This window comes from Lysinibacillus sphaericus, assembly GCF_006864135.1.
In the GTDB taxonomy this organism is placed as follows: Bacteria; Bacillota; Bacilli; order Bacillales_A; family Planococcaceae; genus Lysinibacillus.
On the sequence record NZ_SADV01000005.1, the window covers coordinates 118781 to 135613 of the forward strand.

A 16833-nucleotide genomic window follows, 5' to 3' on the forward strand; every position below is an offset into this window, starting at 1 on the left:
TTTCTCTTAGAGTGTTTGAAAAGTTGTTTCATCCCGTTGAGGGAGGGAAACAATTTCTACAAGTGGCTTCTCTTGTTCTACCTCCATCAATGAAAATATTGGTGATAAGCTTGCTCAGCATCCATTTCGCTCGTAAATATTAACATATCATTTGTTAGCGGGTAATATGTCTCAAAGAGAAATAGCGCTAGCTCCTTTGGATTATCTGGATTGTTCACTACTGCAGCTTCCTGTATGTTTACTACTTGCTGAATAGATGGATATTGATAAAAAACGAAAACTATTTCCCCTGCACTAAATTGCTGTTGCTTCATTCCATCACCTTCCTATGTCTTTCCACTAGTTTGGTGTAAGAAGATATTAATTATCATTAAGTTTAAAACTTATTTAATTGCAAATATTTACCTGTATAAAAGGACCACTCTTTATTAACAGGTAAAGTCGGACAAAAGTAGCGGCAGATTCTTTTACATTATGGAACGCCTCCGTTCCATAATGTAGCTTTGTGCCAGATGGGGATGGCTCTCTCCTTGTGACGGAATTATTTGTTACAGCAGAAGAATGCGGCAAAGGATTTATTAAGGGTGGTACAATTTAAGGCTTCTCCAAATATTCAGGCGCTCCGCCGATTGATCGTAAAGCCAGTTTCTCCCTTAACATCAAAAAAGCAAGTCACCTTTTAATGATGACTTGCATTACTCTTCAATTTATTTCGTCAAATCAATTTTTTTATTTAATAAATAAATAGTCATACCACCAACAGTCATGGATAGCAACTCCCCAATACCTACAGTAAACCAGGTCGCCCAAAAAGGAAAATCATTGAGAATTGTTAATTGTCCTGCAACTGTGAACATTGATACAGCAAAAACCAATGCAGTAATAACCATTTTCATTATATCATTTGTTATATTTTTCGTTACTCTGCGGCTAAGAATTAAAACTAGAAATGTCGCAATTCCACCAATAGGTACATCTAATACCCACGTTGGTGACATGAAATTTGCGAGTACTACTCCTAAAGTCACTGCTAATACATAGCGCTTGTTATATAGGGCTAGGTAGTTAAACATTTCCGACAAACGTAGTTGAACTGCCCCAAAACTAATGACTGACAATAAAACTGTTACAGCCACATATAAAGCTGCAACAAGTGCCGTATTTGTAAGTTCGGTTACAGAAGCACGGCTGGAATCTTTTACAATAGATGTATGCAATTTTATTCTCCTTTGTAAAATAGCATATCCGCTATTTTAGTAATAACTACGGCCAAAGGAAGAGAGCTTTTCGCCCTATCTGAAGTGCCGCAGTGCAAGCTGAATTTTGCTTACTTGCGTATTATAGCAGAACAATTTACGATTGAACAATACTATTTAGTAAGCCAACCGCCATCAATCGGTATAATTGCACCGTGTATATAATCAGCTGATGGACTAGCCAAATAAAGTGTTAAACTCGCCACTTCACTCGGTTGGGCCCAGCGTCCAGCAGGCGTTTCATCGGCGACCCATTTTGCGATCGCACCATCACCTTCAAAATCTGCTTTGTTCATCGGTGTTTGAATGGCTCCGGGTGCAATGGCATTGGCACGAATTCCTTCACGACAATAATCTAAGTCTAACTGCTTCGTATAGCCGACAATTGCATGTTTAGATGCAGTATACGCTGCGCCCCCACCGCCAGCAACAAGCCCAGCGATAGATGCCATATTAACAATTGTGCCTGATTTTCGTTTAACCATATGGGGTAATATCGTATTTGTCACAAAATAAGTACCTTTTACATTGGTATTCATAATTTTATCCCAAAGCGCCTCATCTGTATCAAGCGTTTTAGCAAAGCCATCTAATACGCCTGCAGTATTTAATAAAATATCTACCTGTTTAAATATTGAAAGCGCCGCTTCAACTGCTTGCTCTACATCGTCCTTATTGCATACACTGCCTACTTTATAGGCAAATTGTTTAGGATATTGATGATGTAGACTTTCTAACCCTTGCTCATCTAAATCAAACCCGAATACACTCGCCCCATTTTCTAAAAATGCAATAACTTGGGCTTGACCAATACCTGAAGCAGCCCCCGTTACAAATACCGTTTTACCGTGATATTCTTCAAACTTCATACATATCTCTCCTCAAAAAACAAAGAAACCACCTCATTTGAGATGGCTCTTTCGATTAATTGACAATTACCCAATCTTCCGCTAATAAATCACAGACTGTTGGTGTGAACATTGTATAGCCCTCACCACGTACATTAATTAAAAAATAAGGATTCAAAGCCTCGCCATCATGTTCGCTTTGTCCAACAAGCTTTACATATAATTCAGCACCGCCCCATCCTTTACGAATTACTTTTTCTCCCGCTTTTAAGCGTGGTAATATCTCTTCAAACGTCATTTAAATTCATCCTTTATTTACATTCTTTATCGAATTAGTATACTGGAAATCTCAAATGTTGACAACCTAATCAATTTTGCTCCGGCATAATTGTAGCTGTCCGCAACAGATCAACAAAGCGTCCGGAATCGGCTTTGTGCTTAGGCCTGCGTGAAGTAGGTCAGTTAGCCGTTAGTGCATAGACGCAATGATTTTTGGCAACACCTTATATAAGAACTCCATTCCGATTCTGTGATATTCACCATAGGCTATAACTACTTGAAACAATTCGAGTTTTCATCCCTTAGAGCTAAACTTTGATATTTCAAGCCTTCCGTAATTTTCTCTACTCACCTTATATCAATCCATTTTCTTCTTCATTTGCACTTGTTCTGTCTTTACCTCTAGCCCATTTCCCATCAAATAGCTTGCCGCTGGATTGCTTGCTAAAAAGTTAACTGTAGCTAAATTTACTTTGTGATTTGTAATGCTTGCGATAAAGTGTGGTATATGTTCTATCTTGCCATTTTCCAATAACACTAATTGATAAAGCACTATGTGGTCGATTGCTCCATCCATATCCCATACTATTTTATATAACATATAACCAATCGCTTCATTATTCTCGTTGAAAAAAACTTTAGCTTCACCTTGTTTATTACTTTGCCAGCTACATTGCCAAGGAACATCTTCCTGATAAAAAAATAAATAAGGAAGCTGCTCTGGCCGAATAGTTTCCACATGAATTGCGGCTTGTTCCTCTACTTTTGCTTCATATTCGCCACTTAAAAATAGCAATTTATTTGTAATTGTATAGCCATGCTTCTCATATAACGCAATGGCTACTTTATTCTCTTTTATAGCTTCAAGCGTTGCAACTTCCACATTCTCTCTTTCATAGATGGCTTTTGTTTCTTCCATTAAAACACGAGAAACACCTTGACCGCGATAGTCGGGAGAGATACCTGTTCCACCATTCCAAGCGATTTTCTTACCATCCATTTCTCTAAAGCCATTTAATACAATACCTACAGGATTATTTCGATCAAATGCGACAATTGAAAGCTCTGGCGATAATCCTTCTTTAACGAGTCGATTTAAAAACATCTCTTCATTCATTTCTATTTGAACAATATATCCCTCAAAGCCTTTATTCCAAGCTTTTAAAACTTCCGCTAAAGTGCACTGTGAAACTGTTTTTATTTCCATGCTTTTCTCCCATCCCTAGCTTAATTAGAACCACTACCTAAAAGTGGTAGATCTTCTAAAGTTAATTTTTTTATTATTTCATACCCATTTCCAGGACCTTTTGGCCTAACAATAATCATTCCCATATTAGAAATATTCCCTAACCCAACACCTTCAGGAAAGCTGTGGGCAACGATCACTTGATTCGTACCCTGTGGTGGCTTTCTTTCTAACATCGATTGCAGATTTGATAATATATTTGTTTTTTCAACGATAGGTATGTTTCCACCCAATTTAAAAATTTCATACCCGATTGGATCAATTTGGATATAGGCATATGGAAATGCGAGCTGTGCTGTTTCAATTGTACGACAAAAAGGACTTGCGACAATCGGTGAACTTATCGGGATTTGATAATAGCGAAGCATTTGTCCAAAGTAAATTGCCTCCCTTCGCCCAACTTCAGACAAATTTCTTTGCGTATAGCAATCTTGAAAATTTAAATTTGTCTGATCTACCCCGACAGTTGCTTGGCCATGCCTCGCATACAAAACGAATCCACCCATTTTCAATAAAGAAAGGATTGATTTATCCAAATATTTCATCTCCTCCTAATAGAGTACCATTTTGATTATTAATAATATATGAAAGGAATCGCTTCAAAAATGTAAAAAAGAAAGTTAAAAAAGCGCGAGTTACTTCACCAGTAGAGCAGCTAATTTAGTCAACAAAGAGCTTGGAGCAGTTCGAGGATTATGCTAAGTTTGAAGCTTATATTTTTAAAACGGATGGCAGATGAGTTAGGAACACGGCTAGAAGGAGTATAATCGATAAAAGCAACTACTGAATTTTTATCAAAGATGAGTGAGGAATATAAAAACTATTTAGAGAGCGTTGCTTAGAAATGCGGGCGTATAATAATTGCAAATAAAGCCGTCCAATCCGACGGCTTTATTTGCATTACTTTAACGCTTGATTTTTAAAATTTTATGAAGTTTAGAAATTTACTTTATTGGAATGGTAATTATTGCTGTTGTCTCTAAATGTTTTGATGAATCGATAGAAATTTGACCGTCGTACTTATTAACAATTTCATTCACAATAAACAAGCCCTGCCCTCTTATTTTTCCACTTTTTGTCTTTTTAGTGGAAAATCCTTGCTTGAATATTTGCCCTGCCTCTACAATATTTGGTCCGGTATTTGTAACCTTAAATTCATATTGCTTATCATCAGCTTTACAGCAAATTGTAATTTTTCGTTGCTCTTCCGGTAATTCATTTGCCGCATCAATCGCATTATCTATTAAATTCGACAAGATTTTGATTAAATCCGTTGTTTTAATTTTATTAAATGCATCCTGTGAGACTGAAAAATCCATATCAATATTATGATTTTGTGCAGTTAATTTTTTCGTTTGTAATAATATCGCCAAGCCAGGATGATCAATATTTAATTTGAGTGACCTAATAGCCTGAACCTCTTTGGATAGTGAAGATAAATATTGTTTGGCCTGATCAGGTTTGTCTAATTGCAGAAATCCATGTAACACTTGTATATGATTTGTGAAATCATGTCTTAAAGAGGACACGGAAGTGATTAAAGTTTTAATTTCTGCTTGATATGTATCTTCTGTCGCTCCAACTTCCTTCGCTACTTCTTTTTGATACCATCTTTGTAAGAAGAAAACAGAGCAGATAACGATTAAAATGAGTAAACCATTAAAAATAAAGATAAAAAGATTGTCTTTGATCACTTTTCCCTTGATGCCATTTAATGTGTCTGCACTAATATCAATGCCTATGTATGCAATATTCTTCCCTGCTTTATCTTTGACCGGTGCACCAACAGTTAAGTAAGACCCGTATACAGGATCTGTTATTACTTCTGTTACAAATGTTTCTCCTTTATAAGCTCTTTGCACTTGCATCTCGGGTACTGTACAGTACATTCCGATATTAAAGCCTTTAAATTCAGGTGGTAAACCCATAATCATTGCTTTGGATACCTTTGGATTATCAATCTCTAATGTATAAACAAATAAGGCACCTATTTTTACTCTTGCATCATTCAAGTAATTTCTTAATTGCCAATAATAATTGTTTTTCACAGGGTTATCTAAAAATTGTTTGTACGCTTCTACATCAATTGAAGATGCAATAGAACTAGCCGCTTCGAGACTTTGGTTAGCTATTGACTCTTCAACTGTCTTTTTCATTTTTATGTAGGATGTAAAGATGTTTAAACTTGTAAACAATATTAATAAGATAGTTGATAGTAGTAAAATTAGTTTTATTTTTCGTGTTTTCATACAAACTGGTACTTCCTCATCTATAGACATGAATAATGCCTTAATTTAGTTGGGCTTGGCTTTCGCATCAAATACAAAAATCGTTAGCCGAAGTTAACATCAAGTAAACTTCTTTTTTATAGTTGTTCAATTATACCTCTGCATAATGACGTCCGGAATTGGCTTTTTGTAAATACATAAGATTCCGGATTTTTCGCCTCTCTAAATAACAATATTCGTTCTTATCTTATCATCCCAAGCAAGTTTTGACTATTCCCAACCCAATTATCGCCACTTACTTTTGGGCTATCTCCTTCCCATATTGATGTTGGAGAAGTCTGTCAGGAACTGATAAAATTCTAAAACAATTTTTATTTTTCGAGCGAAACACCCTTCTAGTCGCAACCATTAGTTTAATAATCCTTCCCTAGAAAGTAAACTAAAAAGCAGAACAAACTTTTATCATGCCCCCTTTATTATATTTTACTTAGTCCATTCCATCTTTGTTGTTTAGATCAATCCCCTTTTAGGAAGCGTTAGCACTTCGTCCAAATACTCTTTAAAAGAAATTGTAAACAGTTCTGCGTCCTCTCCTAAGATTGACAGACCCTTGAATATTTTTCTTATTTTTCTCTTTCATACTCGTTGCTTGAATTGTAACAATAAGTGCTTCTTCAATATTTTTACATTGTTCTAATAATATTCGGATCAATCGTTGAAGCAATAAAGCCCTCCACCACGATACTCATTGTTGACAAAATGTAGACCAACAACTAACCCACACTCATTCATCCCATCAAGTCTACCGATAATTTGTTGGCTAAATCCAACACTTGCATATTCATTCATTGGATGAGAAAATACAAGTCTTCCATCATATAATGTTGGTCTAAAATCATAGTCTCTAATATAATCTCCGTCTTGTACCAAAGATGTACAGCCCATTTCTGGAAAGGTAATATTATAGCCACTATACATATCAATGACTGAATTCGGCGCTAGAGCTAATCCAACGGCCAAGCCTTCCATTTTTTCGTAAAAGACTAGGGGAATGAAATCGTAGTAGTTGTATTGCCATTTGTTCAGAGATTCATACTATAGTGGATGACAAGTTGACAGTAGTTCTTTACCTTGCCGAAAGCCCAATTTTGATAGTAACTGCCCCTTAGATTTAAACTTCTAAAAGATCTCATTACTTTTCTCTCCTTACCTAATAAAAGGTCAAGTGAAATAAGACATAAAAAGATCAGGCCTATAAAAGCCCGATCTCTACATTTAAAATATTTATTTTTTCCTACTCGATGTCTTTGTCTTATCCTGTACTTTTAAAAATTTAGGTCGCGTACGATAACCTGCTGGAGATAAGCGAAATAAAGATCTTTTTATCTCCAGCCAATCTAAATCTGCGCCCATATTTAAGAATGGAACACCTAATACTCGTATATTCGCAGTATAAAGAAGTATGAAGAACACCGAAATGAAGAATCCAAATAACCCAAAAAAGGCAGATGCTAAAATGATGATAATCCTGAGAATACTCATTGCTGTTACGATAGACTGATTGATAAGTGTATAGGCTGCAATACTGGAAGTAGCGATAACTACAATCATGGAGGGGCTCGTAACACCCGATTTAATGGCTGCATCTCCTATAATTAACCCCCCAACAACACTTATGGAACCACTAATAACATTGGGTAAATGTATATTTGCTTCTCGAAATAATTCAAACATAAAAAGCATCATTAATGTTTCAAGAATTGTTGGAAATGGGAGACCCGTTCTTGACTCAACAACTGTTGCCAATAGAATGAATGGCAATTGCTCTTGATGGTAGGTTGTAAGTGCAAGCCAAAAACCTGGTAAAAGTACACTTATTAAAATAGCTATTATTCGTAGTATACGCTCCATAGAACTTATAATAATCGGATACTCATTATCCTCACCGGATTTAAAGAGTAACATTGAATTTGTAGGTGTAATAACGGCATATGATACACCATCAACTATGATGATAATGCGCCCTCTACTTAAAGCTTGCACAGCATAATCAGGGCGTCCAGTATAATCATGTCTTGGTATAATTTTAGTACTTTGTTCAATTCTTTCCATTAATAAATCCCCACTAAATACAATATCCGTATCAATTTGCTGCAGCTGTAATTTCAATTTCTCAAGCATCTTTTGATTGACGACATCTTCAAAATAAAGTACAGCTACAGTTGTTTTGGAGCGTTTACCAAGTTCAAATGTTTCTACATTTAATGAATTGGTAGGTAATCGTTTTCGTATTAAAGCAATATTAATAAAAACATCCTCAATAAAATCATCTCTCGGACCTCTGACAACTAATTCAAGAGTTGTTTCTTTAGGCTCCCGATTTGGTTTTTTTGCGATATAACTCGAATACAACAAATTCAGATTTTCAAAATATAGTAAAACATGCCCTTTATAGACTCTAGTCATCGCATCATCTTTACTTGTTATTCTTTGAAGATGGGGAATGTGTAAATTATTTTGTATATGTTCCTCTAACAATTCTTCCGATTTTCCAGTAAATAATGATTGTACTCGTTGTACAATAACAGTCTGGAGTAACCGCTCATCCATCATCCCTTCACATTTTATCAAATGTACTTTATGTTGCTGAAATAAATATTCTTGGAATATTACATCAGCAGAGCGTTGAAATAGTGACTTCAAAGATTTCAAATTTAATTCTTGTTGCATTGAAGAAATATCCCTCCATCTCCTACTGAGCCAGCTCCTAATTAGTACATTTATGAGTAATAACACAAATACACTTACGGCTATTTTCCCCATGGTCTAAAAAAATATTCAAGAAAACTTTAATATTCTAATGCTTTTTCAGAATAATTCACCTACGAAATTTTCATACTATTATTAGAAAAACTTATCCAATCATCTTCTTTAAATTTGCCATTTCAATAGCAGACATTGCTGCATCATAGCCTTTATTTCCTGATTTAGTCCCTGCGCGCTCAATCGCTTGTTCAATACTTTCTGTAGTAACAATGCCAAAAATAACAGGTACATTTGTAGTTAGTGATACATTAGCAATTCCTTTTGCTGATTCATTACATACATAATCATAATGTGTTGTTGAGCCACGGATTACTGTACCTAATCCAATTATTGCATCATATTTCTTTGTTTCGGCTAACTGTTTTGCAATGAATGGAACTTCAAATGCACCAGGAACCCATGCTACATCGATAGAATTCTCATCCACACCATGACGCTTTAAACCATCTAATGCACCGTCTAATAATTTGCTTGTAATAAATTCGTTGAAACGACCAACTACTATTGCTATTTTTAAATCCGTACCAATTAATTGTGCTTCAAATGTTTTACCCATTGTTCTATTCTCCTTTTATATAGACATTTTATTTTCTTCCATTATTTGTTGACGACGATAAGTGGCCAATGCTTCTATGGAAATCATTTTTAAATGATGTAGCGCTGCATATTTAACAAGGTCATTAAAGCGTAGCATTTTGCCATTGTCCCCCATAATTTCACAAATAATGCCCGCAGGAATACTATGACATAGCTTGGCCAAATCAATTGTAGCTTCTGTATGTCCTCTACGCTCTAATACACCATTTTCCTTTGCAATTAGCGGGAATACATGACCGGGTCTACGAAAATCCGCAGCTTTCGCTTGTGGTTCTAGCATTTTTTGTATTGTCATTGCCCGTTCAAAGGCACTAATTCCAGTCGTTGTGTCTACATGATCTATACTAACGGTAAATGCCGTTTGATGATTATCTGTATTAATACTAACCATAGGCTTTAATGCTAATTTTTGTGCAAGCTCCTGTGAAATCGGCGTACAAATAAGACCTCTTCCATAGGTCGCCATAAAGTTAATTGTTTCTGGAGTCATAAATTCCGCAAGTGCGAGTAAGTCCCCTTCGTTTTCTCGGTCCTCGTCATCTACTACAATGATCATCTTCCCTTGTTTTAAATCCTCTATTGCTTCATCAATTGAATGTAGCAATATCGCCACCTCCAGTTCGTAAAATGTATTATATCCATTATGCCTCGGCATAATTGCGTCTGGAATCTTTAACTTCATTAAAGAGATGTTTGGACTTCTGTACCTCTCGCTACAATATAATTACTGAAAGAAGTCAAAATCCGTTTTTTGCTAAGAAGTCTCTTGAAATGGTTGGTGGTTCCTGTCCACGCTTAAGTTGATGCAAAATGTATTTTCCAACTAAATCGGTTTCTATATTGACGAGATCACCAATTTTTTTCATACCTAAAATAGTTTCCTTGTATGTGTGAGGTATCAGTGATACGGTGATACCGTTTTTCTCGACATGAAAAAGTGTTAGACTCGTTCCGTCAATTGTGATGGAGCACTTTGGCATACAGTAGCTCGTTAACTCCTTCGATAGTTCAATATCAATATAGACTGCATTTGCTAATGGTCGCTTACGCATTATTTTCCCTACCCCGTCTACATGTCCTGATACAAAATGACCACCGAAACGTCCATTAGCTGACATAGCGCGCTCTAAATTTACCGGATCTCCAACGGCGAGCTGCTGTAAATTTGTTGCACTCACTGTTTCAGGCATTACATCCATCGTTAGCTCTTGTTCATTAAAATATATCACTGTTAAACAAACACCATTGACCGCTATACTGTCTCCGAGCTTTACGTCCTCTACCATTTTCTTTGAAATAACAGTAATTTTCATACTTTGCCGATCGCTTTGCATGGTTTTTACGGTACCAATATCCTCAACAATTCCTGTAAACATTTTTTCACCTGCTTTCATTCATTTAATAATTTCCGTTCAAACAAAAAACCCCTTAAATAAAAGGGGTTTGGGAGTTTATCTACATAAGACGTTAACAAATAAACCTCATGGATATAATTTTTTTCCATAGGCTGTCATCTCATCGTTCTTCTCCCATCCAGACTGTCACTGTCGGTTTTGGATTCGCACCAAATCAGCTTGCGCTCACGGACTTTGAATTTCTTCATCACCGCCGATTGGGAATTTCACCCTACCCCGAAGAACTACTGCTATTCAATTTTTTAGCCAAATAAAACAAAAACTACTTCCCGACTATAAAATGGGAAGTAGTTAACATAAAAGCATACTCAAACAAACCTTATAAACTCAAACGAATTTAAAAAGCTCACACTTTTACCCTTCTCCCATCCAGACTATAACTGTCGGTTTTGGATTTGCACCAAATCAGCTTGCGCTCACGGACTTTGAATTTCTTCATCACCGCCGATTGGGAATTTCACCCTACCCTGAAGGATATTTTTATTTAGCTATTTCTTACGATAACACTATTTTATTTTATTATCCAGATAATTCTTAATAAAAATTTTTTCTCTAACTAATTTCGCTTTCGTAAATTTGTACTGACGTTGGGTTTTCTCTTGAAATGAAGATAATACAGCCATCACCTTTGGTCATTATAAAAGACCAAAGGCGTGACTGTTTCAAAAGGCAATAAATTATACAGTTAACTACCATCAACAGGGGCAACAGTACCAGCCATGAAGCTTGCTTTATCTGAAGCTAAGAATAGGACCACTTCTGCTACTTCTTCTGGTTCACCATGGCGTCCCATGCGTACACATGACATTTCTTCTGGTACGTATCCTGTTTTTTCAAGCGTTTCACCAACACTATGGAATAATGGTGTAACGATACCACCTGGACACACAGCATTAACACGAATACTTTTATTTGCATACTCGATTGCTGCACCTTTCGTTAAACCAATACCTGCATGTTTACTCGCGGAGTATACAGCAATACTGTGCTCTGGACGAATACCTGCAGATGAAGCAGTATTTATAATTGCCCCTTCGCCTTGTTTTTCCATTACTGGAATGACATATTTCATACCTAGGAAAATACCTTTTACATTGATATCCATAAGACGATCGTATTCTTCTAATTCAACCGTTGTAAATGGTGCAAACTTTTGAATGATGCCAGCGTTATTGAATAATACATCGATACGGCCATACGTGTTTATAGCTTGCTGTACGTAATTCTAAACATCCTCTACTTTAGAAACATCCGCTTGAACGAATATCCCTTCAATAGGAACACACCCCAATCTCTTCTGTAATAATGGCAACTTTCCGACATAATATTTCTCTATAAGAAATATTCATTTTATATATTGACAATTTAATTTATGATTTTCCCCTTGCATTACTAAACTTACATTAATAAATAACAGTAGTTTAATTAAGCAATAACTAACTTAGAATAATAAAAGCCATATTAGAAGCGATTCTATAATTAAGGAACCTCTTGTCATTTAGTACGTTACTGTATAATGGCATTTTTTTATCTGCTTGACATTAAAAAATCATAGTGATATTGTGAGTCATTGTTCTTGTCAACGTTAACAATGAACGCAACGAATATGATTAGATTCCCTTCTACATTGGAGGTTTTATTATTGCAAAACATCTTGAAAAAAAAATCCTTTAACAAAGTTATATTTTATACTTTTATCGCAATTTGCTTTATCGCTTCTGTTTTTTTCGTTTATCACAACGAAGCATTTTATGACCGTCCAATTGCAGAAGTTATAAAAACGGAATTAAAAGAATCAAACCCTGTAACCGATATGTATGAAAATGAAGATCATTTATATATTCAGCAAATTACAGCTGTATTAAAAAATGGTGAAAAAAAAGGTAAGCTTATTCATTTTACCAATGAGTATTCAGCATCTGGAGCCTTTGATCAAGAGTACCATGTTGGACATAAATTATTTGTTTCTATTAAAGCAAATACAAACAAAAATGGAGATTTAACTGGGGCTATTTTAGACGTGAAACGTGATCAGTTTGTCTTGATAGTGGCGTGGATTTTTATTGTTGCTTTGCTGATTGTTGGTAAAAGACAAGGTTTATTTTCAATCATCAGTTTAATTGTAAATTCTCTTGTATTATCCTACGCTTTAGATTTATATATACATTCCAATATAAATTTGATATTTATTAGCGGGGTATGTGTTCTTTTATTTACGGTCATTTCTTTAATTCTCATTAACGGCTTGAATGAGAAAACATATGCAGGGATTGTTGCAACACTTATCGGAACATTTATTTCGCTATTGATTAGCGCTTTAGTTCTGTGGATCACAAACGAGAACGGACTTCGATATGAAGAAATGCAATTTTTAACGCGCCCATATCGAATGATTTTTATGGCTGGGTTATTTATTGGAGCACTAGGAGCTGTAATGGACGTATCCATCACAATGGCTTCTTCAATGTTCGCTTTATTCGAGCAAAACCAAGATATATCTGACCAAGCACTGAAAATCTCGGGAATTGATATCGGGAAAGACATTATGGGAACGATTACAAGTATATTGTTTTTTGTTTATATTTGTGGCTCAATCCCTATGTTGATTTTATATTTGAAAAACTCTTATCCATTAGGGCAAACACTTTCCATGAACCTTTCATTAGAATTAGCTAGAGCCCTAGCAGGTGGAATCGGTGTTGTCTTAACGATTCCGATTAGTTTATACACTTCTATTTTTTTCATTAATCGAAAGAGGGCAAAACAATGAATGTATTAGTATGGTTAACTGCCATTTTATTCATTTTAATGATCGTTATTGGTGGAAAAAAAGGTGTACGATCTTTTCTATCTTTATTTTTAAACTTTGGAGTGCTCTTTATAACTATCTTTTTAATGACCAGTCAGAAAAATAGTCCGATTTTATTAACGCTCATTGCCTGTACCGTCATTAGCTGGATTAGCTTATTTTTTATTAATGAAATGAGCAGTAAAACGGTAACTGCATTCATTTCTACAATGATTACGATTGTAATTTTATTACTATTCATTGTTTTTGTAACGGAGAAATCAATGATTCGTGGATTCGGGGAAGAATCCTCTGAGGAAATTAGCATATTTTCCCTTTATATTGGCGTCAATTTTGTGCAAATTGGCGCTTCCGTTATTATTATGAGTACGATTGGGGCAATTTTGGATGTTGCTATTTCCATTGCTACTTCCATGCATGAGATTCTTCATCATAATCCTTTCATTAGCAGAAAAAAATTATTTACATCAGGTTTAAGCATTGGAAGGGACATTTTAGGTACAGATACCAATACTTTATTTTTCGCTTTCTTTGGCGGTTATTTAAGCTTGCTCATATGGTTTAAAGATTTATCTTATTCAATTGGTGAAATCATTAATTCTAAAGTATTTGTCACTGAACTTATTATGATATTCTGCGCAGGCATTGGAATCGCACTCATCATTCCTATAACTTCCTCGGTAAATGCATATTATTTAACAAAAAAACGAGATACAACACAAGATGTTTCATAATTGTTGTACCTGTCACCCAGCTCAATACCAACGGATGGCAGGTACTTTTTTATCCATTCAACTACATAATAATTTAAAAGATGATTTCGTTATTGATTTCAACGCATTTTTCGGTACAATATTTACCAAGGAGATACCTTACTCCCTTTCATCAAAAACCCTTTAGTAAAAAAATTATTCATCAAGGGTAATTTACAATACGCTGTTTCATATCCTGTATAATCATGTCATTATTTTTTGAATAGGCAGTAACATTTTCAAGAAAAAAACGTCTTTACAACTAGATTATAAAGGAGAAAATTTGTAATGAAATATATTATCTTTGATTTTGATGGAACACTGGCAGATTCTACAGCAGTGTTTACATCAGCTTGGAATACGATTGCACAAAAATATAAATTTAAAGGAATAGAGTTAAAGGAAATCGAATCATTAAAAAAATTATCTATAGCGGAGCGCAGTAAATTATTCGACTTCCCAATGTATAAATTGCCCATGATTTTACCACAGTTTTATCGCTTGTATCGTCAGTCATTAAATGATGTTCATCTTTATGATGGCATTAAAGAAGTCCTTTTGGAAATTGATAAAAGAGGTTATAAAATCCTTATTATTTCCTCTAATTCACAAGAGAATATTTTAGAATTTCTAAAAATGAACGGCATTCATTGTGTGTCAAATGTACTTTGTTCAAACCGTATTTTCGGAAAAGATAAAGTGATAAAAAAATTTTTAAAGGACTCAGGCATTACCCCTTCTGAAGTTTTATACATTGGTGATGAGCAAAGAGATATTATAGCCTGCAAAAAAGTGGGCGTGCCTATTATTTGGGTTGGTTGGGGATATGACGCTATTGAAGTTGTATGCCAAGAAGATCCTGAGTACAAAGTAGCTACACCACAAGAGATTTTAAATATCATCTAAACGAATAGGATCATAGCGATTAAAAAATGGCTATGATCCTATTATTATAGTTAAAAAAGTTTTTGTGCCGCTGAAATGAAGGTGTCCTAATAAATAAAGTAGTAAGGCTTTTCGGCAAAGCGAGGGGGTAATTACCGTTCGGACTGGGCACTTTCCTAGGGACGTTCGATGAGCCGCTTTACTCGCAATGTTCGCTCTAAGATCCCATGCCAGCAGATGTTTTTTGCGCGAATGCGAAGCGGCAGCGGCACCGAAGTTGGTCACGAAGGCGTTATCATAGGACGTGATGGTTTTAGCCTTCTTTCCCCTATCGCTAATCCCCAAGGGTCGCCCAGTCTTCACTCCAATCAACCACTCCATTTAAAATGTATTTTCAATCTTTCACTCTAATTAAATGGATAATACGAAACTGCAGCAAGTCTGTGCGAAAGCAAAGCGACAACACTAAATACTTATGCATGAAGAAATGTCAGCGATATTTCTTTAATATGCACTAACTTTTCTGCAGTTCCAACTAAAAAAAGACACATTGTAAGTGTCTATGAAAAATACTATGGCTTTTTCAAGTTTGCTACATATTTTTTTGCTGTTCTTATCTCAATTGTAAGAGAATTTTTACTATAGCTAGCTTTAATTAAAAATGGTACGTTCGTTGTATTTTGAAATCTAAAATCTAAACCACCATAGGAAACTGTAGCGTCTCTTCCTTTTGGAACATACCCGACATCCAAAGAATGGTGGTGACGTTCTACAAATTTCACCGGTATTTGGTCAACCGCGTTAAATAAGGTTGAGGACGTTTGACAGATGCCTCCCCCAATGCCCATCACAACCTTTTTGTTGATGATCTCTGGTGCAGGCTGATAACCATTTACTTCATCCCTAGGTCCAACAACTGTATTAAAGGAGAAATAATCTCCACTTCCAACGATAACATTATTAATGGCCTTCGCAGAAAGTTCAATATTTTTATTTCTTCCTACATCATGAGTATTGAAGTAAGTTGTATAGGATCCAACAGCTACGTCTTCTAAATACGGAATGTCTTCAAAATTATAGCCGCTTTCTGTAACAGATAGGGGCAACTCCACTTTACCACCAGTTGCTGAGGCTTCTAATATTCTCTCTACTAAGTCACTTTCTTTTAAAACAATTAAAGGGCTACCTTTAATTACTTTTCCTTGATCATCTAGCTTATCGAGTATCATCCGCTTATCATAGCCGGTTGTTTTTTCATTTCCTCGCGCCAAGTCTTTTGCTAATTGTTTAATTTGTTCTGTATACGATTGTCGATCTCGGTCGTAGTCCATTTCTTTCGGTGCAATTGTTTGGATGATGGCTTTTGTTGCAGGATCTTCGATTTCAACCACGGCTGGTTCTGCTTGTTGTAAGGTAACAGGCTTTTTTACATCATCCGCTTTTTGCTCTGACGCTTGAATTTGGTGTTCTTGTTTTTTCTCATCCGCAATTTTCCCCTGACAGCCAATTAGCCCAACTGTACAAATAATACATAATGTGGTTATCCACTTCTTTTTCAAATAAAACACCTACCCTATCGATATACTACAGAGACATCTTATTCGTGTATTGCTGATAGTGTGTTTCATTTCATCTTTTTTATTTGTTTATAAAATGAAAACACTCTACAAAGTTGAATTGTAGAGCGCTATT

16 protein-coding genes, 2 pseudogenes and 2 riboswitches are annotated in these 16833 nt (G+C 35.5%); of the genes and pseudogenes, 3 read left to right on the plus strand and 15 right to left on the minus strand.

The features are described from left to right. Positions 1–86: 86 nt before the first annotated feature. From C7Y47_RS08145 to C7Y47_RS08205, 14 genes and pseudogenes are all read right to left on the minus strand, one after another. Positions 87–314 carry a transcriptional regulator SplA domain-containing protein gene (locus C7Y47_RS08145; protein ID WP_142508318.1) on the minus strand — a complete coding sequence of 76 codons (228 nt, stop codon included), beginning with the start codon at positions 312–314 and terminating at the stop codon, positions 87–89. Positions 315–707: 393 nt separating this feature from the next. Next, a complete protein-coding gene (locus C7Y47_RS08150; RefSeq protein WP_142508319.1) occupies positions 708–1217 on the minus strand; it encodes a QueT transporter family protein in 510 nt (169 codons plus the stop codon). Positions 1218–1369: 152 nt separating this feature from the next. Continuing rightward, complete coding sequence (locus tag C7Y47_RS08155; RefSeq protein ID WP_142508320.1) at positions 1370–2125, minus strand: 3-oxoacyl-ACP reductase; 756 nt, start codon at positions 2123–2125, stop codon at positions 1370–1372. Between the two features lie 55 nt (positions 2126–2180). After that, complete coding sequence (locus C7Y47_RS08160) at positions 2181–2402, minus strand: DUF2829 domain-containing protein (protein WP_142508321.1); 222 nt, start codon at positions 2400–2402, stop codon at positions 2181–2183. Positions 2403–2741: 339 nt separating this feature from the next. Further along, the gene (locus C7Y47_RS08165) at positions 2742–3590 is read right to left on the minus strand and encodes a GNAT family N-acetyltransferase (RefSeq protein ID WP_142508322.1); all 849 of its coding nucleotides are present in this window, start codon (positions 3588–3590) and stop codon (positions 2742–2744) included. Between the two features lie 20 nt (positions 3591–3610). Next, entirely contained in the window at positions 3611–4174 is a 564-nt protein-coding gene (locus C7Y47_RS08170; RefSeq protein ID WP_366151262.1) for a histidine phosphatase family protein, read from the minus strand. Positions 4175–4573: 399 nt separating this feature from the next. Further along, positions 4574–5878: an ATP-binding protein gene (locus C7Y47_RS08175; protein ID WP_142508324.1), complete on the minus strand. Its 1305-nt coding sequence runs from the start codon at positions 5876–5878 to the stop codon at positions 4574–4576. A 538-nt stretch (positions 5879–6416) separates the two neighbouring features. Beyond that, positions 6417–6581 (minus strand): hypothetical protein, encoded by a 165-nt coding sequence (locus tag C7Y47_RS25560; RefSeq protein WP_255505085.1) that lies wholly within the window; start codon positions 6579–6581, stop codon positions 6417–6419. Next, on the minus strand, positions 6566–6877 hold the full coding sequence (locus tag C7Y47_RS25565; protein ID WP_255505087.1) for a carcinine hydrolase/isopenicillin-N N-acyltransferase family protein: 312 nt from the start codon (positions 6875–6877) through the stop codon (positions 6566–6568). Before C7Y47_RS25565 ends, C7Y47_RS25560 begins: the two co-directional genes overlap by 16 nt. Positions 6878–7141: 264 nt before the next feature. Continuing rightward, on the minus strand, positions 7142–8587 hold the full coding sequence (locus C7Y47_RS08185) for a spore germination protein (RefSeq protein ID WP_142508325.1): 1446 nt from the start codon (positions 8585–8587) through the stop codon (positions 7142–7144). 184 nt (positions 8588–8771) lie between these two features. After that, positions 8772–9239 (minus strand): 6,7-dimethyl-8-ribityllumazine synthase, encoded by a 468-nt coding sequence (gene ribH, locus C7Y47_RS08190; protein ID WP_142508326.1) that lies wholly within the window; start codon positions 9237–9239, stop codon positions 8772–8774. A 51-nt stretch (positions 9240–9290) separates the two neighbouring features. Then, positions 9291–9884 (minus strand): annotated as a pseudogene (ribB, locus tag C7Y47_RS08195) (3,4-dihydroxy-2-butanone-4-phosphate synthase); the annotation flags it as partial. A 133-nt stretch (positions 9885–10017) separates the two neighbouring features. Next, complete coding sequence (gene ribE, locus C7Y47_RS08200; RefSeq protein ID WP_142508328.1) at positions 10018–10656, minus strand: riboflavin synthase; 639 nt, start codon at positions 10654–10656, stop codon at positions 10018–10020. A 141-nt stretch (positions 10657–10797) separates the two neighbouring features. Then, positions 10798–10923, minus strand: a riboswitch (FMN riboswitch). A gap of 125 nt (positions 10924–11048) precedes the next feature. After that, a riboswitch (FMN riboswitch) is annotated at positions 11049–11174 on the minus strand. A 206-nt stretch (positions 11175–11380) separates the two neighbouring features. Then, positions 11381–11905, minus strand: a pseudogene (locus C7Y47_RS08205) (SDR family NAD(P)-dependent oxidoreductase); the annotation flags it as partial. A gap of 396 nt (positions 11906–12301) precedes the next feature. Between C7Y47_RS08205 and C7Y47_RS08210 the strand changes: the two are divergent. The 3 genes from C7Y47_RS08210 (at position 12302) to C7Y47_RS08220 (ending at position 15162) form a co-directional block, all read left to right on the plus strand. Next, entirely contained in the window at positions 12302–13465 is a 1164-nt protein-coding gene (locus C7Y47_RS08210; protein WP_142508476.1) for a YibE/F family protein, read from the plus strand. Beyond that, a complete protein-coding gene (locus tag C7Y47_RS08215; protein ID WP_142508329.1) occupies positions 13462–14238 on the plus strand; it encodes a YibE/F family protein in 777 nt (258 codons plus the stop codon). The genes C7Y47_RS08210 and C7Y47_RS08215 overlap by 4 nt, the downstream gene beginning before the upstream one ends. Positions 14239–14544: 306 nt before the next feature. Then, complete coding sequence (locus tag C7Y47_RS08220; RefSeq protein ID WP_142508330.1) at positions 14545–15162, plus strand: HAD hydrolase-like protein; 618 nt, start codon at positions 14545–14547, stop codon at positions 15160–15162. Between the two features lie 551 nt (positions 15163–15713). On the opposite strand, the gene C7Y47_RS08225 is transcribed toward C7Y47_RS08220, so the two are convergent. Continuing rightward, entirely contained in the window at positions 15714–16700 is a 987-nt protein-coding gene (locus C7Y47_RS08225; protein ID WP_142508331.1) for a VanW family protein, read from the minus strand. Between the last annotated feature and the right edge of the window lie 133 nt (positions 16701–16833).